Raw genomic sequence first — 22,365 nt, 5'->3', positions numbered from 1 at the left:
AAGGATGTTTGAAAATCTTACCCTATGGAATTGGCTAACCATTGCTAGTTTCGTTGTTAACCTGATTACAATGGTTTTAGTGATTGTTATGGTAAAGAAGAAAAAATCAAATGTAGTCGAGGCCTCCACACAAGTTGCGGCTTCAAAAGAACAAAAGCATGCAAAAGTATCTGGAGTGGTATTCTGTCGTAACTGTGGGAAACAATATGATTCAAGTCAAAGTGCATGCCCTAGCTGTCAGGCACAAAGATTAAAGGGTTAACCTTTAGCTGTCGAGGAAATCTCGACAGCTATTTTTTTTGTGTGTGGGGTGTTTCGGTTTGGTTCGGAAAATAAGCGGAGTATTTTCGCTTATTCGTTTCCTTATATATAGGAAAATCAACAATTAACAGATTCATATTTTAATGCAGAGGCCCTGGAGTGCCCGAAACGATGGTATGAGAGGAATTTGAGTCAATGCAGTAGAGCTGGAATTAAAAAAATGCCGAGGAAAAACCTTTATCCCGGCATTTTGACGCAGACTATCCGAGGTCCGCGGTTCTAAATCTATTTTATTAGTTCATTAAATAACCCTTCTAAATCCTCAATGGTCGCCATCCCGTTCGCAAAGACACGTCCATCTGGTTTTAACGTGATTTCCATCCGGTTCGGAGTGTTCGTTAACTCATCCTTTAAATAAGCATAGCGGTCAGTTAGAAAATGATATCTTTGATTGACTGACCCGACCCATGGCCGGCTGAGGTCACGTTTTTCTTTTACAAAAGGGCCATCAATTAAAAGGTCTGTTACTTGTAATAGATCATTCCAATCCTTTCGATTACCCTGCTTAATATCTTCGAGCAGGTACCCAGAAAAGGTCATGACCGATAACCCCGCTTCCTTCAAAGTGGCACCCAATTGTGAAAGTGCTGCTGCTTGTTCAAAAGGTTCGCCACCTAAAAAGGTTATCCCCTCTACCTTTGGGCCATCTAGAATCTTTTGAGCGAGTTCTTTGACGGTTACATCGTACCCACCCTTTGTGGACCATGTGAAAGGGACTGCACAACCAGAGCAACGAATCGGGCAGCCTTGAACTTGAAGACAGGCTCTTTCGCCGGGACCTTCCACACGGGTGAAGGGGATAAATTGGTGAATGCGTAGCTTCATTAAAAATCAACCATCCGTCCAGATCGTTTTTGTGCAGCAACTTGTGGCGGTCCCACTACCACAAGTGGGCGTATCTTTTCAACGTGATGCGGTTTTAGATTCAACAGCTGTGAGAAGTCCTCCAATGATTGGAAGCCTCCGATTCTTTCACGTTCCATGATTGCCTTTTTTGCTAAGATAGGACCCACACCGGGCAACCCTGCAAGTTCGAACTCTGAAGCCTTATTCAGATCAATAGGTTCCGTTTTAGGCGGCTCTGGCTGAGTAGGTGGAAGATTATTAGCAGGCTGTGTTGGAACTTTCTGCAAGACTGGCTTTGGCTGCTCCACATATGAGGGCTGTGGAGTAGGCGGCTGCTCTAGTGGAGTGCGGTTGAACTTTACTCCATATTCTGCTTGAATTTGACCTCGTAATTTATAATCCTCATAAGGTTCTCTTAATTCAATTGCTTCTAATCGATACAAGTACTCTTTACGAATACGGAAGGCATGAATCATGGAAGCGATCCATCCCCCTACCAGAGAAAAACCAATTAAATCCCATTGCCATTCAGTTGTTTCGTAACGGTCTCCGAATGCCATGGTGAGGATAAAAGGAATGGAATAAAGAGCTCCATACATTTTCCATTTTTTATGTTTTACTTTAAAGCCGATAATGAAAAATGCAAGCCAGTTAAAAACAATCGTAAAGGTTAATAAAATCCACCAAGATTTCCTAGCCCTCCAGAACTTCCCCTTCGGTTTTGTTGTCATACTATGTGTCCTCCCATAAAAATCTCTCACTCTATGATTCATCCCTTGCACAACAGAGGTGAAATCGGACTAACCCTTTTATCGTAAAAGAAAGGCTACGTTTAGCCCTGGATATTTAACGTAATGACAATCGAGTTATCTTCTAGCACTTCTTCCGACTCAACACTTAAATTCTTCTCTGCCGCTCTTTGTTTTAGTTTTTCGTATACCAATGCCTGTACACATCGCTTATATTCATCATCTACATCAGAGATATACATATAAATATCCTGCAAACTTGGTGCATTCTTAATTTCAACCGAAAAAGGAGATTCTCCATTCTGTCGAAACGTTAAATGAGTTCCTTGTACGGTACAGGAAATATCACCATTATTCCCTTGAATGGTGTTGACACCGAATTCTTTTAACGTCCGAGTTAAAATGTTTCCATCTCGGAAATTGGTAGGGAAAACATGTGCAGGTTCTTTTTCAAGCACAGTTGGGGTATATTCACCAGTAAAGATTTTTCGTTGTGAATGATGTTCCAGGTCTTGCATAAATTGCTGGATGTCTTTTTCTGAATTCCCTTTTTCAAAAATAGCATGCCATTTGCCATCGATACGTTCCCAAAAGAAAAATTGATTTTCCCCGTTCAAATGGGTCTTAATCGATCCACCAAATTCTTGCGCATCATACCCAGCACTTTGAAGAGTCTGTAGTAGATCCTGTTCATTTTCAAAACTTGTCTCCACCTTTACTTGCATGGAATCCACCCAGTTATGGAATTGGTCCTTACCCATTACGGCGCGAAGGGTGAGGGCGATTGGAATTAAAGCCAATGACACAGACATTTAGTTACCCCCCTTTTTGTTTATCGTAATGGAGTGTGCTTGTATATCCTCTACATGAACTTCTTCTGTTTCGTAGTAAGCAGAGGTATATTGTGATTCAATGATTTCTGCTTCTAATAGTTCTTCAAGCAAGGAGATATAATCAGTGCATTTTTTCCCCTTCACGCCTAGCACTTCTGCTTGGATTTGACCGTCTTGGAAAATTTGTATTCGTAATTGCTTTGACATTTTATACACCGTCCTTACTAGTTAAAAATCTACCGCTCTGCCGCCTCTTTCCATATTGACATCTTCATCTTGTGGAGGAGGGGATAAGACGACTTCTTTTTTACTTTTGTACTCGACACGGTCTTCCTTTGGTGTAGCTGCGACGGCACGAACATTGGCCCATTCTCGAATGGAATGAATTTGCTCTGCCTGGGTGATGGAGAGGGGAACTGTAGTAACGATGGCTTTTTCAAAGTCGCCAAATTCAATCCCTCGGTCTTCTGAGAATGCTTCAAACAAAGCAGAAATGACGATTTGTTCAATCTCCGCTCCTACATAGCCTTCGGTCATCTGAGCCAATCTTTCAAGTACATTTTCATTGATTTCAAATTGTCCAATGACGAAAGGATCCTTTAACCGCTTTTGCATATGTACTCGGAAGATTTGCATTCTTTCCTTAATCGTAGGGAGGTCGACAAAGAAAATTTCATCAAAGCGTCCTTTACGCAGTAACTCTGCCGGTAACGAATGAATGTTATTGGCTGTCGCCACGACAAAAACTGGTTTGGTTTTTTCCTGCATCCATGTAAGGAAGGTCCCAAAAATTCGGCTTGATGTCCCGCTATCTCCACCAGAGGAAAGGCCGCTAAATCCTTTTTCAATTTCATCAATCCACAGAATAGAAGGAGAGATGGCCTCAACGGTTTGAATCGCTTTGCGCATATTTTCTTCACTGCTTCCGACAATTCCGCTAAAAATTTTCCCCATATCTAGGCGTAGAAGAGGAAGTTGCCACATCGCAGAGATGGATTTTGCAATCAAGCTTTTCCCACAGCCAGGTACCCCTGTGATCAGTACTCCTTTAGGAGCAGGAAGTCCATATTTCTGTGCAGAATCAAGCCAGGATTTGTCTCGTTTTTTTAACCAGCGCTTGAGATTTTCAAGTCCGCCGACATCCTCAATTTTCAGGTCACTTTTAATAAATTCTAAAATTCCTGATTTCTTAATAATCTGCCGCTTTTCTTCAATAATAACCTCGACATCATTTATATCTAAACGTCCGTCTTCTACCATCGCACGTGCAAATGCATTTTCCGCTTCATGCAGTGTTAATCCTAAAGCAGCCTTTGCAAGTCGTTCCTTTTCTTCGTCTTCAAGGTCAATCACAATTCTGCCGCTGCTCTGGTTCGCATAAATCATTTCATCTAATACCAGTTTAATTTCAGAAAAGTTGGGCAGGTCAAAATCGACAATCGTCAAATCTTTTTGTAAGTCATCTGGCAGTACTAGGCTTGGGCTGACAAAAATCACGTTCTTAGGACTCGGGCTTTGTTTCAATGTCGGTAAGAGATCGCGAATTTTTCTTATCAATTGATTATCACCCTGCCGGCCATGTGCACCGAAGTACACATGAAAATCTTTTAGGATGAAAATGGCTGGCTCCTGAAAATTCTCAATAAAATCGAGTGCTTTGAGGGGGGCCTTTGTTTCTTCTTTTCCTTTTTGACCATTTTCAGATAACCCTTTTGTGACACTCCAAGTAAAGACTTTACGTGTTGTCTTGATTAGACGTTCGTTGGAAGCCACCAATCGGATCACGTCTACTGCGCGTTCTTCTTCCCATGTAGATATATATAAATAGGGAAATCTAGCTTTTAATAGGTTTGATAAGACTATTTTAAAATCAGAAATGTTTTCTCCAGTCATTTCCTAAAATCTCCTTTTGGCATCTTGCTACTTGTATTCGTATTGTTTAGTGAAATTTCCATGATTATACTATTATATCACTTGGTGCCTGGCACCAAATGTAACTTTCTTCCTGTATATTTTCATTCAATTAAGCACTTGTGACTAAAAAATTGGTTTAATACAAAAAGAGCCAAATAAACACACGAATCGGTATCAATCACTACAGTGCATAGGTTTCAATGTTTAGATGAATAATATGGAAAAAAGGAAATAAGTATATGCAAAATAAGTTACGGTTTATTTCAATTGTGTACATGATTTTACTATCTGTTGGCTTGTTTGCTCATGTGGAGATTATTCCCTTTCTGTTAACCACAGCCAAAAGAGATTCTTGGATTAGTATCCTTGCAACGATTATCATTCTACCTTTATGGATATATGTTCTCTACAAGATTGTCGCGATCGTAAACAAAACTTCCATTATTCAGCTAGTAAAGGATCACGGGAGTAGGCTTAGTTATTACCTCCTTCTATTACCATTGTCTATTTATATGCTGATTGATGCTTTTGTAACGGCACAGGATATCATTTACTGGTCACAATTGAGCTACATGCAAGGATTTAACAGTTTTACACTGGCACTTGTCTTACTCCTTTTCTGTTTGCTCTGTACAGTGTCTGGCTTGTTTTCGATGGGACTTTTAAGCAGTATTCTTTGCCCTATCGTTCTTTTCTTAGGATTTTTTATTTCGTTTGCCAATATGAAGAAAAAGCATTATGAACTGTTATTCCCAGTGTTTACGGATGGCTATTTACCCATGACGAAGGGTCTTCTGTATACTTCTTTACCAATCTTAGAATTATTTATCATCATTTTTTTAACTCCAGTATTACAAAAGGCTGTTTCAAGAAAGCAATTATTCATTGTTGGATTGGTTATCATAGGCTTAACGCTAGGACCTACAATGGCAGCGATTGTTGAGTTTGGACCAGAACAGGCTTCTCATTATCGATATCCCGCTTATGAAGAGTGGCGCCTAATTACCATTGGCCGATATTTCTCTCATGCTGATTTTTTTGCGATTTTTCAGTGGCTTTCAGGTGGAGTGATTAGAATCAGTTTATATGTATTCATCGCATCCCGGATTCTTACCAAAGGAAGAGTGAATGTAAAAGTAGTAAGGATTCTATACGGTATCCTTTTTATCGCCTGTATGTATCCATTTGATCAAAGTACATTCTCTACCATTATCTATGGATATTACAGACCTCTGTCATTCTTTTTTTTAACCATACAAATCTCCATCTTGGCGATATTTGTTGTAAAGAATAAACAGAAGTGGTCAGGGGGGAGGATTGAATCATGAATGAACAGCTTTTCTCTATTGAAAACCTGCAGAAGCTATTCAACCATTCATCTGATATCGAAATAAAAGAGGAGCATTCTAAGGGGAAATCATCTGTTTTTGTCTATTGTAAGCCCTTAAGTGATGCGAGTTTGATTCCCTCGTTTGTATTGCCCTCAATGGAAACTTCCAGCTCCATTTATCAATCTTTACAGATGGAGGTTATCAGTAAAAAGGATATTGATGCTGAAAAAATAGAGGAAGCGATTTTTTCAGGAAAGCTTATGGTGATACCTCCTGGAGATACTATTCTATTTTATGATATTAGTAAATCTCCCGCAAGACAGCCGGATGAGTCGGTGGCAGAGGTTTCGGTTCGCGGACCGAAGGATGGATTTGTGGAGGATATCACGATAAACCTTGGACTAGTCCGCAAAAGGCTACGGACGAAATCTTTAGTGGTAGAAGATTACACGATCGGCAAAAGAACGAATACAAGAATTTCTCTCCTTTATATTAGGGATATCATAAATGAAGAAATTTTAAGAGATGTACAAGGACGTCTTACGGCTTTAGATATTGATATCCTTACCAGCTCCTCTATGCTGACGGAACATATATTGGACAATAAATTTACGCTTGTACCTCTCATTGACTATACAGGCAGACCTGATTTTGTCACAGAGGCCCTCAATCAAGGGAGGTTTTCCATTCTAGTGGATGGAGCCCCGACAGCGTTGATTGCACCGATTGATCTGTCTTTTCTTTTTAAGACTCCAGAAGATGAAAATACGAGTTTTTATTATGCTTCGTTGGAAAGAACTTTGCGGATTATCGGTCTATTTACGACAACGTTCCTGCCTGGCTTTTATACGGCTTTAATCACACATAATGTTGGGCAATTGCCCCTTCCGCTGATTGCAACGATTACGGTTTCGAGAATAGGATTGCCACTTTCACCATTAATGGAGGCATTACTCATGCTTGTCATGTTTGAGTTGTTTAAAGAAGGAGGGGCACGCTTGCCGAAGGGAATTGGGCAAACCGTTGCCGTTCTTGGAGGATTGATAATAGGTGATGCAGCCATTCGCGGAGGGATCACATCTCCAACCATGCTGGTTGTCATTGGCATCACAGCGATTTCTAGTTTTACTCTTGTTAACCAGTCTCTAGCAGGTAACATTTTTCTATTTAGAGTGTTCGTTCTAACTTTTAGCTACTATATGGGGATTTATGGGTTTTTCATCAGCCTCATGTTCGTTTTTCTTTATTTAACAAGGTTGAAATCCTTTGGAGTTCCATTATTAGCGGATATCTCTTCGCCAAGAGGCAGAGATCTCCTCTATACCTTTTTCCGCATTCCGTTTTCACTCATGAAAAAAAGGACTGCAGCACTACATAATAAAGATGGCACGAGATCAGGTGAATAAATGAGGAAATTTCTATACATGATCTGTATTCTTACTGTTTTAACGGGGTGTGTTAAGATTCCTGAAATTCAATCCCAAGCCTATGCAGTTGGGATTGGAATTGACTATGTGAATGATGAGTATCATGTGGTGCTCCAGTTCCTAGATTTCTCAAATGTTGCGAAATCGGATCAGGGAAAAAGTGACAAACCTAGCGTTGTTTGGCTTGGCGAAGGAAAAGGAAAAACGGTAGAAGATGCGATTATTAAGATCTACCATGGCATTCAAATTCCAGTAAATTACGATCAGTTAAATGTGTTTGTTTTTGGAAAGTCCGTATTAGAAAACAGAATAAGTAAAACAGTAGAGGCGTTAGATACGAATTTCAATATCCGCCTAACGGGCTGGGTTTACGGTACGGAGGAACCGGTGGCAAAGATTTTTACCACGAAGGTTCCGTTTAATTATGCCTACACCAACGCCAGGATTGTTCAGCCAGAATACATGCAGCAGCAGGATTCTTCTATTCCAGCTTTGTCACTGCAGGGACTTGTCTATCAATTACATGAACCATCCAAAACGATACTAGTGCCAAGCATATCCACGAATGATGCCATCATCCTGAAGGATCAAGATAAATTGCCTGTGACTATTTTTAATGGTGCCTATCTTTTAAAAGGGAAAAAATTGAAGGGTCACTTAACGGAAAAGGATCTCGAGGGTTTTATTCGAGTCAATAACAAATCTGTCCGTTCGCCCGTTGTTTTCAGTGATAAAAATGCAGGAAAGAAGGAATTTGTACAAATCGAATTATTGAACCCAAAGATGAAACGAAAGGTGAACATTGATCAAAATGGGATACAAATTGGTTTAGATATAAAAATCTCTGCGATTGTCAGAGAATCAAGCAAACAGATTCTCTCCCCAACCATCAAAAGACAGATTCAAGAAGAAATACGTAAAGAAGTATATACTGCCTATTTAAAAAGTCAAAAAATCGGTGGGGATATTTATCAATTTGAGGACTATCTGTACCGATTTATGCACGATGATTGGAAGGACCTTCAAATCAGCGGGAAATTCCCCACATTAAATAAAAAAGACATCCATGTGGACATTGCCCCATTAAAAAGTATAAATAGAATCAACGCTGGGGTCGATACGCTGTTGAAGGGACAGGGGGATGGTTCTTGAGAGGCCACGTTAAAAGAAAAAGGGTAGGAGAACCGTTCCCAAGGATTTTTAAATAAAAAACTACTTATGATGGCAGTTCGTCCAAACCCTTTTCAACTATTTTAATAAACTAGCTATATAAGAGTTTGTTAAGAAGGGGAGTAAGGGGAATGAAGGGTAAGAAGAAACACCAGCATAAGCATCATCAAGGTAAAGACAAGCATGAAGATAAAGAAAAACAGAATCAAAACGGCAAGCACGAAGATGGTGGTAAGCAGGATGATTGCAAAAAACAGGACAAAAATGACAAGCAGGATATTTATAAAAAGCAACACCAAAACAGCAAACAAAATCAGAACAAAAAGAGTATGGATAACCAAAACAACAAATGTGGTCAAATGAAAAACAGTAATTGCAATCATAATAAAAATCAAAATAATAATGAACGCAAACAATGCCGGAATATTAATTGTTTATTTACATGTAGATGTTGGTAATCTAAAAAGGGGGGATTTCTATTTACATAGAAACCTCCCTTTGTTTTTTATATGGAAAAAATCCACCTCGGAAGGGCTTGATTTTAGAGACGTGTTGTTCCACCATAATGGTGTCTATGGGCTTCTTCTACAGAGGTAAAACCACTAAATTCGTGATAATGCCCACCATTTCCATAAGGAATGGCAGGGCCTGTTACTCCTTGAATTTGGTGCCTATGTCTGTCATCAATAGAGGTAAAGGTGAAATATCTATGGGTATGTGGGACCCCGGTAGGTGCCGGTTCAGTCTGTCCAGCGTAGTGATGGCTATGTCCATCGTCAAAAGATGTTACGCCGCTAAATCCATGAGAATGAACGGGCCTTCCATCCCACGAAGTAATGTAAAGTCGATGGGAATGCATTGGGTCTGAATCGTCTGAAGCATACATAAAGCCAGAAACAGGTATATCCATGAGTCATCACTCCTAAAAAGCTTTTTAACACATTATTCACTTTCATTTACATGTGTGCTATTGCCGGTGCAATCATTAATTAGGTATCAGGTTTCGATAAATTTTTCTCGAGATTTTGGGTGTCGACCATGTGTTTGAAAGGGTTTGGGGCATATTTAATCAATCGTTTGATTACCATGCTATTTTGGAAGAACCCGTCAAGGATTGTGGAAAGTCGTTCTTATTGGCTAACCTTGTAGGAATTGGGGAGAAAACAAACCTCCTTCTCGACAAGAAATTCATCTGAAAGGAGGGTAAAGTTCGTTTTTTATATGGGTTTAGGGGAGTTTTAATCAAACGTTTAGTTGAGAAGAATTCAATCGACATTTGTCGAAGAGATTTTTTACGGTCGCCAAGCAGGGGCTTTAAACATACTCGATCCCTGACAGTAAATAGGGAAGGGCTGGTTTAATGAACTCTTCCGGCTGAACATCTATACCCTTTCGTTTCCATTCTACAGATGCTCCGTAAATCCCCCAACTTAAGATAACGGCATTCAGTTTAAGCGCTTCATCTTCTTCTCCGGCATTTTGTTTTACCAACATTTTATAAAAAATGATTTCGAGCTGCTCCCTGATAATACGAGCAATGGTATCTTCGTATCCTCTATGACAACGGTTGGATAATGACTTTTGAAAGTTGGTGACCGCTAGAAAAATACTAACAAACGCCTCTTCATCTAGTTTGTCATTCTTATAAAAATCACCGTTCAAATTGACTAATAATACTTCAGATAATGCCTTCTCTAATAGGTCATAGATATCTTCGAAATGATAATAGAAAGTGGCACGATTAATCATCGCTTCTGTTGTAATATCCTTTACGGTAATATCCTTAAATTCCTTTTTAGCGGAAAGTTCAATGAAAGAATCCATTATTAATCTGCGAGTCCGGAGAACTCGTGGATCACTCTTTGGTTGAGTCATTTTGGTATCACTCCTACTTTTTCAACAATTTCATCAATGTGTTGGATAAACGACAAATCGAAGGAACTATCGGTATGGATTACTATCATTATTTACTATGATACTAGTATAAAGCAAATACAAAGGATTGTAGGAGGATTGAACATGAACAACAATAATATGATGTGTGATTTAGAAACCGGTGTATGTGGTGTGGCTGGAGAGGAAGAAATGGAGATGATTGATTTTAATCAACCGAAGAAATCTATTGAAGTTTATTATGTAACGGATCCGATTTGTTCTCATTGCTGGGCGATTGAACCGGTTTTACGCCGATTCAAAGAACAGTATGGACACTATTTTAATTTTCATCCGGTGATGGGTGGATTGCTGGAAAAATGGCATGATGGGCCAATCGATCCTGCAAACGGAATTTACAAACCGGCGGACGTTGCCCCGCACTGGAGGGAAGTAGGCGAGCATTCTCGGATGCCGATTGATGGATCACTCATGATTGATAATCCCGTTCAGTCCTCCTACCCGCCTTCACGTGTTTATAAGGTTATTCAAAAAAATCATAACGAAGCACTAGCATATCAGTTTTTACGTCGTGCTAGGGAAGTCCTGTTTTCGTTCAATCAAAATATTTCAGATCTCTCTGTTCTAATCGAAATCGTCAATAAACTTGGACTTGATGGAGAAGGTATTGTAAGGGAAGCCGAACAGCCTGCAGGACAACAATTATTAAATGAAGATTTTGCTCTTGCAAGAAGCCTTGGTGCTAGAGGATTTCCAACAATTATTATGATCAATGAAGAAAACAAAGGTGTGAAAATTGTAGGCGGACGTCCGTTTGAATATTATGTTGATGGATTAAAGCAGGTTCTAAACAAGGAAGAACTCCAGCCAAACCCACAACCTTCCCTTTCTAGCTTACTTGAAAAAGAAAAACTGTTATTTTCAAAAGAAATTGAAGTCATGTATCATCTTGAACCATCGGAACTTAACGCCTTTATTGAAAAAGAACTACCACCAGGCAGTTATGAGAAAAAAGAAATTCTAGGGGAATCTTATTTTACAAAATAAAAGGAGAATGACATATGGCATACGTATTACAAGTAGATTTTACAATGAATGGACCATTCGGAGATGAAATGGCGGCAGCGTTTTCTGGTTTAGCACAGAGTATTAATGAAGAAGAAGGCTTTATGTGGAAAATTTGGACAGAGAGCCCTGAAACTAACGAAGCAGGCGGCATTTATATTTTCGAAACAAAAGAAACAGCTCAAAAATATTTGGATATGCATACGAAAAGACTGGCTGGATTTGGTATCACAGGCGTCAACGCGAAAATCATGGCCATCAACCCTAAGCTTAGTGATATTACAAAAGCTCCAGGTTTGAAATAATATTTAAAGGGGGTAGCTCAGGAGGCTGCTCCTTTTCTCTTTGTCGGAAAAATGGTTGAAATGTATATATTATCCAACATTACTCTTGTAATGCAAGGTATAGTGTTTTATACTGAATATATACCTTGTAATACAAGATAGTGAGAGTGGTGAAGAAATGTCACAAACACAGATGATGAAGGGAATTATAGACGGCTGTCTCTTGGCTATTATTGCTAAGAAGGAATGTTATGGATATGAGATGGCAGAAAGTTTAAGTGAGTATGGTTTTGATACGATCAGTGAAGGGACCATCTATCCGTTATTAATGAGGATGCAGCGTGAAGGACTTGTTACCTCTGTCCTTAGAAATTCAACCGCTGGCCCAAAGAGAAAGTACTATTCGTTAACCAGCGAGGGGAAGCAAGAATTAACTGAGTTTCAAACGAGATGGTTTCAGCTTGAAAAATGTGTGAACGCCGTTATTAAAGAGGGAATTTAATGGGAGGGGTGGAAAAGTGGTGGAATACCAATTATCAAAAAAAAGTGAGAAATTTATCGATGATCTAAAGCTATACTTGTTTTCAAGCGGGAAGAACGACGTGGAGATTAAAGAAATTACGGAAGAACTAGAGGTTCATTTATATGAAGCCGAACAAAATGGCAAATCCATTGACCAAATTGTAGGTGCCTCACCGAAAGAATACATGAAGAGCATTTCGAGTGAAATGAAGAATGACTATCGAGCTTGGGCCAAATATGTTCCACTGATTATTATTGGTGCGATGTCGTTTTCGATTTTGGGTGACCTAATGCAAGGCCCATTAAGCTATAGTTTATTAAAAATTATCGGAAGTATGATCAATAGTATCCTGTTCCTTGGGGGAGTTATGTTTGCCTTTCGCTATGCAGCGAGGAATCAAGTTTCGAAAATAAAAGAGTTTTTGATTTTTATGTTACCAATTATGATTAGTATGCTTTTCATCGGGGCTATATTGATTGTTGATTCTATTTATCAAACGCCTGTAATTAATTTTAGCGTTGCAGGCAGTTACCTCATTGGCGTTATTTTTCTTGTGTTTATCATATTCTTTTCGGTTTGGGCGAAGACTGCGGTGTTGATTGTAACCTTAATCGCCCTTCACCTCCCAACACTCCTACTTTCCTTTACTACCTTCAACGAGGAAACACGCTTAATTACAAGCATGCTGATAACGTATCTATTAATGGGACTCTATTTGTACTATGTCGTGAAGAAGGAGAAAAGGAAGAAGGAAGGGACCCCTACTTAAAGGGAAGGATTTAAGCGATATCTATACAAGAAAGAACCTGTGAGACAGCTTCCCTCACAGGTTTTCGTTCGGATTTATCTAAGCTTTTCAGAAAGTGTTAGCCTTTGAAAGGTTTTGACTATTTCACATTTGCTGTTGCAGGTTCAAAAGGCCATTGTGGAAGTGTATGACTTAAAGGTTTATCTTCGCGATAACCTAAGACATATTCTGCTTGCATAATAGTATGGATTTCTCTAGTACCCTCATAAATGACTGGAGCTTTGGAATTTCTTAAGTATCTTTCGACAGGGTATTCATTTGAATATCCGTAGGCACCATGGATTTGAACGGCATCATTAGCTGCCTCATTAGCAAAATCGCATGCCTGCCATTTTGCTAATGAAGTTTCTCTTGTATTTCGTTTTCCTTCATTTTTCAGCCACCCAGCACGATAAACTAATAGTCTGGACATTTGTAGACCGGCTTCCATTTTCGCAATCATTTGCTGAACCAATTGATGTTTCCCAATTTCTTTTCCAAAAGTACTTCGCTCGTGGCAATATTTTAAACTTGCTTCTAAACAAGCCATGATTTGACCACATGCTCCGGCAGCAACCGTAAATCTACCGTTGTCTAATGCGGACATTGCGATTTTGAAGCCATCTCCTTCTTCACCTAATAAATTTCCTTTTGGAACCCTTACATGATCGAAGAAAATTTCCCCAGTGTTTCCAGCACGAATTCCTAACTTACCTTTGATGGCTTTTGAAGAAAATCCCTCAAACTCTCGCTCCACAATAAATGCCGATATACCTTTATGCTTTTTACTTTTGTCAGTATAGGCAAAAACAAGAAAATGATCCGCATAATCACAAAGGGAAATCCATGTTTTAGAACCATTAAGGATATAGTAATCTCCATCTTTTGTTGCGGTTGTCTGCAAAGCAGCAACGTCAGAACCGGCATTTGGTTCGGTCAAACCAAACGCACCAATCTTTTTTCCTTGCGCTTGAGGTACAAGATACTTTTGCTTTTGCTCTTCATTTCCCCATTGCAGAAGGGTTAAACTATTTAATCCTGTATGCACAGAAACCGCGGTTCTAAAAGCAGTGTCTCCTCTTTCTAACTCTTCACACACAATTGCGAGTGTATTATAATCCATTCCACTTCCGCCATATTCTTCCGGGATACACACTCCCATAAGATCCAAATCGGCTAAACGTTTCATAATTCCAACTTCAAACTGGCCTTTTTCATCCCATTCGCCAATAAAGGGCATAATCTCTTTATCTACGAAGCTGCGAACGACTTTTCTCACCATCTCTTGTTCTTCTGAAAATGCAAAGTTCATCATTTTTATCACTCCTCAGATAATCTGTTTCGCTTTCATCTTTTCTATTTGTTCTTTTGTTATTCCAATTTCCAATAACACTTCTTCTGTATGTTCACCAGCTAGAGGAGGGTGTCTTTTTATTTCAACAGGCGTGCGCGACAGTTTAAGCGGACTTCCTACTAAACGAACAGAACCTGCTGTAGGATGGGGGACTTCTTTCACCATCTCTCTAGCGTTTACTTGTTCATCTTTAAATAACTCTTGTAAATTATTAATTGGTCCTGCAGGAACTCCGGCCTCATTTAGCAGGTGCAGCCAATCTTTCGACTTTCTTTGCAGCATCTTTTCTGAAATGATTCCAATCAATTGCTCCCGGTTTTTCAACCTTTTCGGATTGGTAGAAAAACTAGGGTCCTTAGCTAGTTCTTCCATACCCAAAAGCATACATAGCTTTCCAAACTGTCCGTCATTCCCAACTGCCACGACCATTTCGCCATCTGCCGTCGGAAAGGTTTGATAGGGAACAATATTAGGGTGAAGATTTCCTAATCTTTTTGGAAGATGATTCGATACTAAATAATTGCTAGCCACATTTACTAAGGCACTGATTTGGGAGTCAAATAAAGAGATATCAACACTTTGCCCAAGCTTTGAAGTATTTCTTTCGTTTAATGCACCGAGAACGCCAACGGCTGCGTATAAACCGGTTAGAATATCAGCTATGGCAACCCCAACTTTTACGGGTCCAGACTCTTCACTGCCTGTTATACTCATTAGGCCGCCCATCGCTTGAATAATGTAGTCATAGCCGGGTAAATTTTGATAAGGTCCGTTCCTGCCAAACCCTGTGATGGAACAATGAATAATTCTTGGATTTATCAGTTTGAGAGATTCGTAATCTAATCCCCATTTTTGCATGGTTCCATTTTTAAAGTTTTCAATCACAACATCGGCTTCTTTGATCAATTTGATTAAAATCTTTTTACCTTCTGCCGATTTTAAATCCAACGTAATGCCTCGTTTATTCCGATTCGCACAAAGATAATAGGCACTTTCGCCTCCTGTATTAGGAGGGCCCCAATATCTTGTGTCATCACTTCCGCCAGGTGCCTCCACCTTAATAATTTCGGCCCCTAAATCCCCAAGAATCATCGTGCAATATGGACCAGCTAGAACTCTTGTAAGATCAAGCACTTTTATTCCGCCTAATGCTCCGGCCATTTTTTTACCCACTTTCATCTATATGTCTCTCGGTTAAGAAATACCCCTAGTAAGCAGTCGGAATTTGAATTGATAAGAGCGGGGGATATTGCTGCGAACCAAAGATATCTCCATCCCCCGGATCTCCACTGGGTCTATCGCGCATAATGGTGAATTTAATGGCATATGCCGGATCATATTGAACGAAATCAGTGATTTTATCCTCTGAAATGTTATATAATTCTGCCATGGATTTTCTATTAATCACTCCGCTGTTGCAAACTAGGTCATAGGCTTCTTTTTCTTTAAAAATAATATCGAAGGTTATTTTATCTGTTCCTGCATTTTTTGACCGAATGGTCTTTGCTAACTCTTGTAGTGAAGTGGTTTTCATCAGAATCTCTCCTTTTATTAGCTATTAACCAATTGATCTGCTCCGACCTGTTCGATGTGAACATCAAATAATTCAAGTGGGTCCTTAACCGGAACTACGTGGTTCATAGACCAGCTGTAAGTGGCACCAGCATAAATGACATCATCAATGAGGTAAGCGGCTGTTCCAGCTGTTCCTTTTACCTCAGGAAGTCGGGCGTAGAAAATTTGACGTGTCGCAAACAGCGTTAAAGCTTCGGCAATTTCTTTCTCGTCAGCCACACCCTCAACGACAATCCCAAGTTCATGAGATTTAATTTCCTTCACCGGCTCGAGCGCTCCCATAACCCCGTCTTTCCCGAAGGTTCTAAAATTCAAATGATAGTTCTTTCCCTCAAACTCTTTCGCTACTTGCTCTCTGGCAAAATTAAGAACTTGATCGATATTTTGAATGGTATAAGGGTCACGTACACCGGCAATCCCAATATATTTTTCCCCGACTTTTGCCGAACCCTCAAGCTTCACTTTTACGTCCCCATCTACTGGTACATATTTTTGACCAGTAATCCTTGTCGTTTTTGCATCGTATTGTTCATAATGACAATTCGTCATATCGAGCATACCGCCAGCAAAATATTCATAATACGGATTTGACCTTTCATACATGGCATGACCCGCAACGGAGGCAATGGTACAGCTTTGTTCAGGGTGCATTGCCGTTACTTTCACATCATCGTGTGTAATGGTCCCGATGATGCTTTCCTTTGCCCCATATGGTTCTGCGCAGAAAGACGCACACTCAAGCACCTTCCCCATGTAGTAAGCATGTTCTTCAGGGAATCCTTCACGGATTGCAGGAGCTGCGAATATGGCACAATCACTTGAGCGCCCACCAATTACTACATCCGCCCCCATATCTAATGCTTTTACAAAAGGATGAATACCTGCTACAGCGACAATCCGTTCTGTTCTTTCAATCTCTTCCACTTCCAGTGGGGCTCGGGCATCAAGCCCTTCAATGATCACTTCATTTGCCAATTTGTCTTTTAGGTATTTTTTGTCCACTTCTGAATAGAAGTAAGCTAGTTTAAAAGGAGGGAGGCTATGTTCTTTTGCAAGGTCTTTGATGATCTGAACATACATATCCACGCGGCTGTTTGCACCTGTATCACCAGCTGAACCAATGAGCATCGGGACACCTTGTTCTCTTGCAGCGAGCAGCATTAATTCCAAATCGTGTTTTTGCCAACTATACATACTAACGGAACGATTTGCTCCAAGAGCGGAGGCACCAATATCATCACTGCCTGAGTCACAGCAATAATAATCAGGTTTCGTGGCAGCTCCTAGATAAAAACTTTCTTCTTTCGTTGGTGCAAATCCTAGATGTCCATTTGGGCAAAGAATCCTTAGCTGTTTTTTCATTGTTCATCCTCCTTGTTTGTATTAACAGGTTATAACCAGTTGCTATATCCACAGTGTATCTTTTAAAGAATATTTTGTCAATTCAAAAAATAAAAAAAACAAATGCACTGGCAAAAGCTACATTTGTCTTGTAATAAAAAATTTATACTTATCTCCTCGATAGTAGGTTTCTTTAAACTCAAGAGGAGTTTTATCCCGATAGACAATGGAAGTGACCCGGAACAAGGGATAATGCAGTTCCACATCAAGAACCTTTGATAAATATTCATTCGCTCCAACTGCCTCAAAGGTTTGATCGACATGGGTAGGAGGAGAATCAAATACATCATAGGTTGTATAAAAATCACGTGTAGAAAATGGCTTTCCTTCTTTTAATGCAAGTTCAACCGCACTTTCTATCTTTTTACCCACTGAAAAAGAAAAATAACTATGATAATATACAATGGGCCTGCTATCGCCATATCCTAAAAGCTTAAGGGTTAGCACCTTGTCCATTACTTCAATATCAAGCATCTTAGCGAGCTGCATATCACTGGTTATAACGTTTAACTGTAACACTTTTGTTGAGGCTACTAATCCTTGCTCCTCAAGTGTTGATTGAAAGGTATTTACTTTACTTAGTTCTTGCTTGATTTTTGGATGGGCTACGAACGTACCCACTCCATGAACGCGGTTTACCAATCCTTCTCTTTCAGCAAGATCAATCGCTTGTCTTACGGTGATTCTGCTGATTTGGTATTCTTCCACCAATTCCCGTTCGGATGGAAGTTGATCCCCAGGCTCCCATTCTCCAGATTTTATTTTATCCTGAATAATACGTTTTAATTGTTCATACAACGATACTGATTGATTTCGATTTAACATCATCACACTCACCCAATTCTCATTATAACTGATTATATCCACTGTGGAAATCGCCAGCAAAACTAGCCTTTCTTAATGAATTCTATGCGGTTATTATAACACATTTTTTGGTATAATTAAAAAAATATTCAAAAAATTCTTTTATTTAATTATGAGTTTTGCTATAATCAAGTTGCTTGATATAACCACAATGCAAATGGTTATATCAAGGGAGTATAAGGGGGTGTGGTTGTGTTCGGTATTCCGAGTGCTATTTTGTATTTAGTTGGTTTACTATTATTTGTTGTTGTATTGTTTGTCGGTTTTAAAAGGCCAATGTATGAAGTTATGACACTATCATTTGTATTTTTAGTTGTGATAACGGGTTCATACGAATTATTTTGGGAAGCGCTTCTTTATCCTTCTACCAGTTCACTCTTTTATGCCATTATTGCTTTTATGGTGGTAGCCGTTATCTTTGACGCAACAAAAGTGGTGAACAATATTATACTATTGATGCTCTCAATAGTAGGAAGGGTTAGAGGGGGAGCAGGATATGTTGCCCTTCTTTCTAGCACATTTATGGCATCGCTTTCAGGGACCGGACCAGGGAATGTAGCGGCTACGGGTGTATTTACGATTCCAATGATGAAAAGGTCAAATTTCCCTCCTGCATTGGCCGCATCTGTAGAGATGTCATCTAGTATGCTGGGGAACATCATTCCACCCTCTGGTATCGTCATTCTTACTTTTGGAATTTTAGAAGGTATATACCCTGGTAGTATTTCTTTAAGCAGCTGGATGGTGGCAGCGTATGGAATTGGATTATGGTTTCTGATTCAGCGCTGGTTGACGCTTTGGGCTTTATGTAAAATCTACAAAGTAGAACCCGTTCCAATACAGGAGCTTCCAAAATTTAAAGAAAGTTTAGCGAAGGGCTGGCCAGCATTAGCTTTACCAATCGTTATTTTCCTGCCGTTATTCGCTGACGCCGAATTTAAGGATTTCTTCATCGGTCGAATTGGTGAAGATGGAGCAGGTGCATTGTCTTCTTCTGTCTTAATGTTTACCCCAGGTCTTGCAGGAGCCTATGCACTTACCATTGGTAGAAAAGCTTTGCCTTCTCACAGACTTAACCTACAGAATCTTCTCAATATGTTTAGTAAATCATTGCTTCAGGTAGTTCCAATTGGTGTGACAATTTATATGGCTTATGCCGCATCTCAAATCTTCCTTGGGTTGCAAATGGATGCTGCCGTTAGAGACTGGTTCCTATCATTTGGATTGAGTAAAACAGCAATTCTCATTATATTACCATTGTTTTTTATGGTGCTAGGCATGGTATTACCTGGTTCTGCTCAAGTGGCCATTCTTGGTGGCGCGATGATCACCGTATTTGGGTCCCTAGGTGGAGATCCTGTATTACTTGCAGCTATGCTTCCAGCAATGACTGGTGCATTGGAAGGTATGACTCCTCCACTTGCTTTAGGGTTATATGTCGCCATGGGTATTGCTGGTTCCTCCTTTGTACAAACCACGAAATTTGCAATAATATGGGTCGTGCTGCATGTCCTGCTCAGCATCATTTTGTTAACAGGCATCCTGCCAATAATCGGATTATAATAAGAAAGGCGTGATAAGATGAAGAGAATGATTTCTGTCACAGACAAGTTATATACTTGGCTTGCTCTTATAACTATGGCTCTTGGGGTAAGTGTAGCTTTCATTTTTATCGTAAGTCTTGCAATCGGAGGTAGTACAGGAGAAAGTATTGCTGTCTTTGCTGGCAAATTAATGACTTGGGGTATTCGCATTGCAGCAGTAGCGACCTTATCTGGAATAATTAATATTTACCTCAAAAAAGAACATACCTTAACAATGGAAACAGCAGATCCTGAGGAAATTCAAAAAGAGATAAAATTAAATGGAGCAGAAGGGACAGTCTAAATTGATAAAAAGTAACACTGCTTTTATTGGCGTAACCGTGCATGTCGATAGTGGCAGGGAATGTGACTTATATCCAAATCATCCACTCTTATACGTTGAACGTGATACGATCAACCTCATCCATAAGATGGGCTTGATTCCTTATCTTATACCTGTGTACGAAGACGGCTCCCTGCCGCCTTTAGACCATCTAAGTGCAATTATCTTCACAGGTGGTGGTTTTTTATCCTTGTCTGAGCCAAACTCTCAATTATCATCACTGGAAACGACAGGACAAGAACGTTATAAAGCAGAGCAACAGTTGATTCACTATGGGCTAAATAAAGATCTTCCTATGATTGGCTTTTGCCGCGGGGCACAAATGATTAACGATGCCCTCGGCGGCAGCCTTGCAAATATTCCTGATACAGGTGTGGAACACCACCAAGAAAAACTCGGAATATCAGGAGATCAGATTGTTCATAGAGTTAAGGTAGAAGAAGATAGCTTATTCTATTCATTAACAGGACAAACACAGCTGGGTGTCAATTCGTTCCATCGCCAGCATATGAATAAACTAGGTACTGGTTTGAGGTTAGCAGCAACTTCTATGGAAGATGGAATTGTTGAAATATTTGAATCCAAGAATCATAAATTTGTGTTCGGGTTTCAATTTCATCCTGAAAAGATGGTGAAAAACAACCAAGTTTGGCAAACATTTTTTAAGAACTTTGCCAATCAGATTAATTAATCTACAGCATTTTCCTCCAATAATTTATTTACAGTTGCAATCGACTTTTTATTCAATTACCAGAGCCAGGCACATCGCCTGGCTCTTTGTAATTGTTTATTCTTGGGGCAATTATGAAGAAAAATGTCGGGCATGGCAAGTTGAATGGTTAACCTAGGAAGGTAAGATGATATTTATGAAGGATAGTTAAATACTCTTTTTATTTATATTAGGTTTTTAGGTTTTCAAAATTATGGTGTAAGTTCTACAAAAGTCCCTTCAAAAATAGAAGCCATAAATTCGGAATGTTTTAAATTATATGTTTTAATAGAGTGATACGGTAAAGTGATGAAAAGGAGAGAAAAAATATTGCTTACGAACCATTTGGATTTCAGACTTGAACCGCAATTAAAGGAACTTTATGAAGAACATAAAAGAAGGGCTGCAAAAATAGATTGGGGCTATCATGATTTCTTGCCTTGGGATAAAGCGCAGGATTTCAAGAGGGTACCTTGGAACCCAGAGCAGGTAACTCTGCCTCCAGGTGTGGTAACGGCAGTCGAGACCGCACTTTTGACAGAGGTGAATCTGCCTTGGTTTACCTCCCATTTAGATCAAACGTTTAAAGGATCGCTAACAGTCATCAAGGATTTTGTCCATACTTGGACGGCGGAAGAGGATCAGCATTCGAACCTTTTGGAGACCTACCTGTTGATTACCAGAAACGCAGATCCCAAACGGATTCGTCAATTGCACAAGAGGACGGTTGAAGGAGGCTGGGAGCCTGATTTTCATACCCCGTTTGAAACCATGGTTTATACTTCACTACAGGAACTGGCAACGATGGTTTTCTATTATAATGTGGCGAAGGTAGCAGGATCCCATGATAAGGAATTGGCTACGCTTCTTAGAAGACTGGCCAAGGATGAAACGCTTCATTATGCCTTTTATCGAGATGTCATTAAGCTACACCTGCAATTGGAGCCGAATTATTGCTACTACCTCGGGTATGTGATTAAGAACTTTCAGATGCCAGGTACGGTCATGCCTGATTTTGAAGACCGGATGGCCATTATTGCAAAGGAAGCCAATTATGGGCCGCTTGAATATTTTGATCAAGTACTTGATGTCATTGTAGATTATTGGGACATCGAGAATCTTCGACCAATTGCCCCTGAGGCAGAAAAGGCGAGATTGGATATTCTAAACTACCATGCAAGACTTAAACGTGTAAGAGACCGATTTTACGGTAAAAAATAGGACCGTGGGGACGGTTCTTGCGGTCAGCACTAACCACATATGACCATGAGAACCCTCCCCAAGGGCCCAAGCCCCGAAGGAATTCCGCTTTCGAATGGGGGAGTTCGTCCAAACCCTTTTTCATATTCTTAATAAACTAACAATATAAAAATGTTTGTTAAGAAAGGGAGTA

26 protein-coding genes are annotated in these 22,365 nt (G+C 39.7%); 14 read left to right on the top strand and 12 right to left on the bottom strand.

Annotated elements, in window-relative coordinates; all coding sequences use genetic code 11:
• Nucleotides 1-4: 4 nt before the first annotated feature.
• Entirely contained in the window at nucleotides 5-262 is a 258-nt protein-coding gene (locus M3189_RS23735; RefSeq protein WP_251638753.1) for a hydrogenase maturation nickel metallochaperone HypA, read from the top strand.
• Between the two features lie 284 nt (nucleotides 263-546).
• On the opposite strand, the gene M3189_RS23730 is transcribed toward M3189_RS23735, so the two are convergent.
• The 5 genes from M3189_RS23730 to M3189_RS23710 form a co-directional block, all read right to left on the bottom strand.
• The gene (locus M3189_RS23730) at nucleotides 547-1,146 is read right to left on the bottom strand and encodes a 4Fe-4S single cluster domain-containing protein (protein WP_251638751.1); all 600 of its coding nucleotides are present in this window, start codon (nucleotides 1,144-1,146) and stop codon (nucleotides 547-549) included.
• Entirely contained in the window at nucleotides 1,146-1,898 is a 753-nt protein-coding gene (locus M3189_RS23725; RefSeq protein WP_251638749.1) for a ComEA family DNA-binding protein, read from the bottom strand. Before M3189_RS23725 ends, M3189_RS23730 begins: the two co-directional genes overlap by 1 nt.
• 101 nt (nucleotides 1,899-1,999) lie before the next feature.
• The gene (locus M3189_RS23720; RefSeq protein WP_251638747.1) at nucleotides 2,000-2,728 is read right to left on the bottom strand and encodes a hypothetical protein; all 729 of its coding nucleotides are present in this window, start codon (nucleotides 2,726-2,728) and stop codon (nucleotides 2,000-2,002) included.
• Entirely contained in the window at nucleotides 2,729-2,956 is a 228-nt protein-coding gene (locus M3189_RS23715; protein WP_251638744.1) for a DUF2997 domain-containing protein, read from the bottom strand. It abuts the gene before it with no gap.
• 21 nt (nucleotides 2,957-2,977) lie between these two features.
• On the bottom strand, nucleotides 2,978-4,642 hold the full coding sequence (locus M3189_RS23710) for an AAA family ATPase (protein WP_251638742.1): 1,665 nt from the start codon (nucleotides 4,640-4,642) through the stop codon (nucleotides 2,978-2,980).
• A gap of 260 nt (nucleotides 4,643-4,902) precedes the next feature.
• On the opposite strand from M3189_RS23710, the gene M3189_RS23705 reads away from it, so the two are divergent.
• The 4 genes from M3189_RS23705 to M3189_RS23690 all read left to right on the top strand — a co-directional run bounded on the left by M3189_RS23705 (nucleotide 4,903) and on the right by M3189_RS23690 (nucleotide 9,049).
• Entirely contained in the window at nucleotides 4,903-5,991 is a 1,089-nt protein-coding gene (locus tag M3189_RS23705; protein ID WP_251638740.1) for a GerAB/ArcD/ProY family transporter, read from the top strand.
• Entirely contained in the window at nucleotides 5,988-7,400 is a 1,413-nt protein-coding gene (locus M3189_RS23700) for a spore germination protein (RefSeq protein WP_251638738.1), read from the top strand. The genes M3189_RS23705 and M3189_RS23700 overlap by 4 nt, the downstream gene beginning before the upstream one ends.
• The gene (locus M3189_RS23695; protein ID WP_285889795.1) at nucleotides 7,401-8,573 is read left to right on the top strand and encodes a Ger(x)C family spore germination protein; all 1,173 of its coding nucleotides are present in this window, start codon (nucleotides 7,401-7,403) and stop codon (nucleotides 8,571-8,573) included. It abuts the gene before it with no gap.
• A gap of 149 nt (nucleotides 8,574-8,722) precedes the next feature.
• Nucleotides 8,723-9,049 (top strand): hypothetical protein, encoded by a 327-nt coding sequence (locus M3189_RS23690; RefSeq protein ID WP_251638734.1) that lies wholly within the window; start codon nucleotides 8,723-8,725, stop codon nucleotides 9,047-9,049.
• 83 nt (nucleotides 9,050-9,132) lie between these two features.
• On the opposite strand, the gene M3189_RS23685 is transcribed toward M3189_RS23690, so the two are convergent.
• Nucleotides 9,133-9,501 carry a YmaF family protein gene (locus M3189_RS23685; protein WP_251638731.1) on the bottom strand — a complete coding sequence of 123 codons (369 nt, stop codon included), beginning with the start codon at nucleotides 9,499-9,501 and terminating at the stop codon, nucleotides 9,133-9,135.
• Between the two features lie 130 nt (nucleotides 9,502-9,631).
• Between M3189_RS23685 and M3189_RS23680 the strand changes: the two genes are divergently transcribed.
• Entirely contained in the window at nucleotides 9,632-9,787 is a 156-nt protein-coding gene (locus M3189_RS23680; RefSeq protein WP_251638729.1) for a hypothetical protein, read from the top strand.
• 118 nt (nucleotides 9,788-9,905) lie between these two features.
• Here M3189_RS23680 and M3189_RS23675 read toward each other — a convergent pair whose 3' ends face one another.
• Entirely contained in the window at nucleotides 9,906-10,466 is a 561-nt protein-coding gene (locus M3189_RS23675) for a TetR/AcrR family transcriptional regulator (RefSeq protein WP_251638727.1), read from the bottom strand.
• A 144-nt stretch (nucleotides 10,467-10,610) separates the two neighbouring features.
• Here M3189_RS23675 and M3189_RS23670 point away from each other — a divergent pair, with 144 nt between their 5' ends.
• The 4 genes from M3189_RS23670 to M3189_RS23655 all read left to right on the top strand — a co-directional run bounded on the left by M3189_RS23670 (nucleotide 10,611) and on the right by M3189_RS23655 (nucleotide 13,125).
• Nucleotides 10,611-11,531, top strand: a complete 921-nt coding sequence (locus M3189_RS23670) for a DsbA family oxidoreductase (protein ID WP_251638726.1) — start codon at nucleotides 10,611-10,613, stop codon at nucleotides 11,529-11,531.
• 14 nt (nucleotides 11,532-11,545) lie between these two features.
• Nucleotides 11,546-11,854 carry a monooxygenase gene (locus tag M3189_RS23665; protein ID WP_133369983.1) on the top strand — a complete coding sequence of 103 codons (309 nt, stop codon included), beginning with the start codon at nucleotides 11,546-11,548 and terminating at the stop codon, nucleotides 11,852-11,854.
• Between the two features lie 157 nt (nucleotides 11,855-12,011).
• Entirely contained in the window at nucleotides 12,012-12,335 is a 324-nt protein-coding gene (locus M3189_RS23660) for a PadR family transcriptional regulator (protein ID WP_251638724.1), read from the top strand.
• Between the two features lie 16 nt (nucleotides 12,336-12,351).
• Nucleotides 12,352-13,125, top strand: coding sequence for a DUF1129 family protein (locus M3189_RS23655; protein WP_251638723.1), 774 nt, complete (start codon nucleotides 12,352-12,354; stop codon nucleotides 13,123-13,125).
• Nucleotides 13,126-13,243: 118 nt separating this feature from the next.
• On the opposite strand, the gene M3189_RS23650 is transcribed toward M3189_RS23655, so the two are convergent.
• From M3189_RS23650 to M3189_RS23630, 5 genes are all read right to left on the bottom strand, one after another.
• Nucleotides 13,244-14,458: an acyl-CoA dehydrogenase family protein gene (locus M3189_RS23650; protein ID WP_251638721.1), complete on the bottom strand. Its 1,215-nt coding sequence runs from the start codon at nucleotides 14,456-14,458 to the stop codon at nucleotides 13,244-13,246.
• Nucleotides 14,459-14,470: 12 nt separating this feature from the next.
• On the bottom strand, nucleotides 14,471-15,658 hold the full coding sequence (locus M3189_RS23645) for a CaiB/BaiF CoA transferase family protein (protein ID WP_251638803.1): 1,188 nt from the start codon (nucleotides 15,656-15,658) through the stop codon (nucleotides 14,471-14,473).
• Between the two features lie 46 nt (nucleotides 15,659-15,704).
• Nucleotides 15,705-16,031, bottom strand: coding sequence for a DUF4387 domain-containing protein (locus M3189_RS23640; protein WP_251638712.1), 327 nt, complete (start codon nucleotides 16,029-16,031; stop codon nucleotides 15,705-15,707).
• A gap of 17 nt (nucleotides 16,032-16,048) precedes the next feature.
• Entirely contained in the window at nucleotides 16,049-17,434 is a 1,386-nt protein-coding gene (locus M3189_RS23635; protein ID WP_251638710.1) for an acyclic terpene utilization AtuA family protein, read from the bottom strand.
• Between the two features lie 117 nt (nucleotides 17,435-17,551).
• On the bottom strand, nucleotides 17,552-18,298 hold the full coding sequence (locus tag M3189_RS23630) for a GntR family transcriptional regulator (protein ID WP_251638708.1): 747 nt from the start codon (nucleotides 18,296-18,298) through the stop codon (nucleotides 17,552-17,554).
• 231 nt (nucleotides 18,299-18,529) lie between these two features.
• Here M3189_RS23630 and M3189_RS23625 point away from each other — a divergent pair, with 231 nt between their 5' ends.
• The 4 genes from M3189_RS23625 (at nucleotide 18,530) to M3189_RS23610 (ending at nucleotide 22,193) form a co-directional block, all read left to right on the top strand.
• Entirely contained in the window at nucleotides 18,530-19,900 is a 1,371-nt protein-coding gene (locus tag M3189_RS23625) for a TRAP transporter large permease subunit (protein WP_251638706.1), read from the top strand.
• Between the two features lie 18 nt (nucleotides 19,901-19,918).
• Complete coding sequence (locus tag M3189_RS23620) at nucleotides 19,919-20,224, top strand: hypothetical protein (RefSeq protein WP_251638704.1); 306 nt, start codon at nucleotides 19,919-19,921, stop codon at nucleotides 20,222-20,224.
• Between the two features lies 1 nt (nucleotide 20,225).
• Nucleotides 20,226-20,954: a gamma-glutamyl-gamma-aminobutyrate hydrolase family protein gene (locus M3189_RS23615; RefSeq protein WP_251638701.1), complete on the top strand. Its 729-nt coding sequence runs from the start codon at nucleotides 20,226-20,228 to the stop codon at nucleotides 20,952-20,954.
• Nucleotides 20,955-21,302: 348 nt separating this feature from the next.
• Nucleotides 21,303-22,193, top strand: a complete 891-nt coding sequence (locus M3189_RS23610; protein WP_251638700.1) for an acyl-ACP desaturase — start codon at nucleotides 21,303-21,305, stop codon at nucleotides 22,191-22,193.
• The last annotated feature ends 172 nt before the right edge of the window (nucleotides 22,194-22,365 follow it).

Source organism: Neobacillus niacini (genome assembly GCF_023715415.1).
GTDB lineage: Bacteria > Bacillota > Bacilli > Bacillales > Cytobacillaceae > Neobacillus > Neobacillus niacini_C.
Note: the sequence above shows the minus strand (reverse complement) of the source record. Positions and strands in the feature narration are given on the sequence as shown.

Excerpts from the sequence above, each read along its gene's own strand:
- M3189_RS23645 (WP_251638803.1), bottom strand. The coding sequence starts at position 15,658 with ATGGCCGGAGCATTAGGCGGAATAAAAGTGCTTGATCTTACAAGAGTT.
- M3189_RS23670 (WP_251638726.1), top strand. The coding sequence starts at position 10,611 with ATGAACAACAATAATATGATGTGTGATTTAGAAACCGGTGTATGTGGT.
- M3189_RS23715 (WP_251638744.1), bottom strand. The coding sequence starts at position 2,956 with ATGTCAAAGCAATTACGAATACAAATTTTCCAAGACGGTCAAATCCAA.
- M3189_RS23620 (WP_251638704.1), top strand. The coding sequence starts at position 19,919 with ATGAAGAGAATGATTTCTGTCACAGACAAGTTATATACTTGGCTTGCT.
- M3189_RS23630 (WP_251638708.1), bottom strand. The coding sequence starts at position 18,298 with ATGTTAAATCGAAATCAATCAGTATCGTTGTATGAACAATTAAAACGT.
- M3189_RS23690 (WP_251638734.1), top strand. The coding sequence starts at position 8,723 with ATGAAGGGTAAGAAGAAACACCAGCATAAGCATCATCAAGGTAAAGAC.
- M3189_RS23665 (WP_133369983.1), top strand. The coding sequence starts at position 11,546 with ATGGCATACGTATTACAAGTAGATTTTACAATGAATGGACCATTCGGA.
- M3189_RS23640 (WP_251638712.1), bottom strand. The coding sequence starts at position 16,031 with ATGAAAACCACTTCACTACAAGAGTTAGCAAAGACCATTCGGTCAAAA.
- M3189_RS23710 (WP_251638742.1), bottom strand. The coding sequence starts at position 4,642 with ATGACTGGAGAAAACATTTCTGATTTTAAAATAGTCTTATCAAACCTA.
- M3189_RS23735 (WP_251638753.1), top strand. The coding sequence starts at position 5 with ATGTTTGAAAATCTTACCCTATGGAATTGGCTAACCATTGCTAGTTTC.
- M3189_RS23650 (WP_251638721.1), bottom strand. The coding sequence starts at position 14,458 with ATGATGAACTTTGCATTTTCAGAAGAACAAGAGATGGTGAGAAAAGTC.
- M3189_RS23660 (WP_251638724.1), top strand. The coding sequence starts at position 12,012 with ATGTCACAAACACAGATGATGAAGGGAATTATAGACGGCTGTCTCTTG.
- M3189_RS23730 (WP_251638751.1), bottom strand. The coding sequence starts at position 1,146 with ATGAAGCTACGCATTCACCAATTTATCCCCTTCACCCGTGTGGAAGGT.
- M3189_RS23695 (WP_285889795.1), top strand. The coding sequence starts at position 7,401 with ATGAGGAAATTTCTATACATGATCTGTATTCTTACTGTTTTAACGGGG.
- M3189_RS23720 (WP_251638747.1), bottom strand. The coding sequence starts at position 2,728 with ATGTCTGTGTCATTGGCTTTAATTCCAATCGCCCTCACCCTTCGCGCC.
- M3189_RS23675 (WP_251638727.1), bottom strand. The coding sequence starts at position 10,466 with ATGACTCAACCAAAGAGTGATCCACGAGTTCTCCGGACTCGCAGATTA.
- M3189_RS23700 (WP_251638738.1), top strand. The coding sequence starts at position 5,988 with ATGAATGAACAGCTTTTCTCTATTGAAAACCTGCAGAAGCTATTCAAC.
- M3189_RS23725 (WP_251638749.1), bottom strand. The coding sequence starts at position 1,898 with ATGACAACAAAACCGAAGGGGAAGTTCTGGAGGGCTAGGAAATCTTGG.
- M3189_RS23685 (WP_251638731.1), bottom strand. The coding sequence starts at position 9,501 with ATGGATATACCTGTTTCTGGCTTTATGTATGCTTCAGACGATTCAGAC.
- M3189_RS23635 (WP_251638710.1), bottom strand. The coding sequence starts at position 17,434 with ATGAAAAAACAGCTAAGGATTCTTTGCCCAAATGGACATCTAGGATTT.
- M3189_RS23705 (WP_251638740.1), top strand. The coding sequence starts at position 4,903 with ATGCAAAATAAGTTACGGTTTATTTCAATTGTGTACATGATTTTACTA.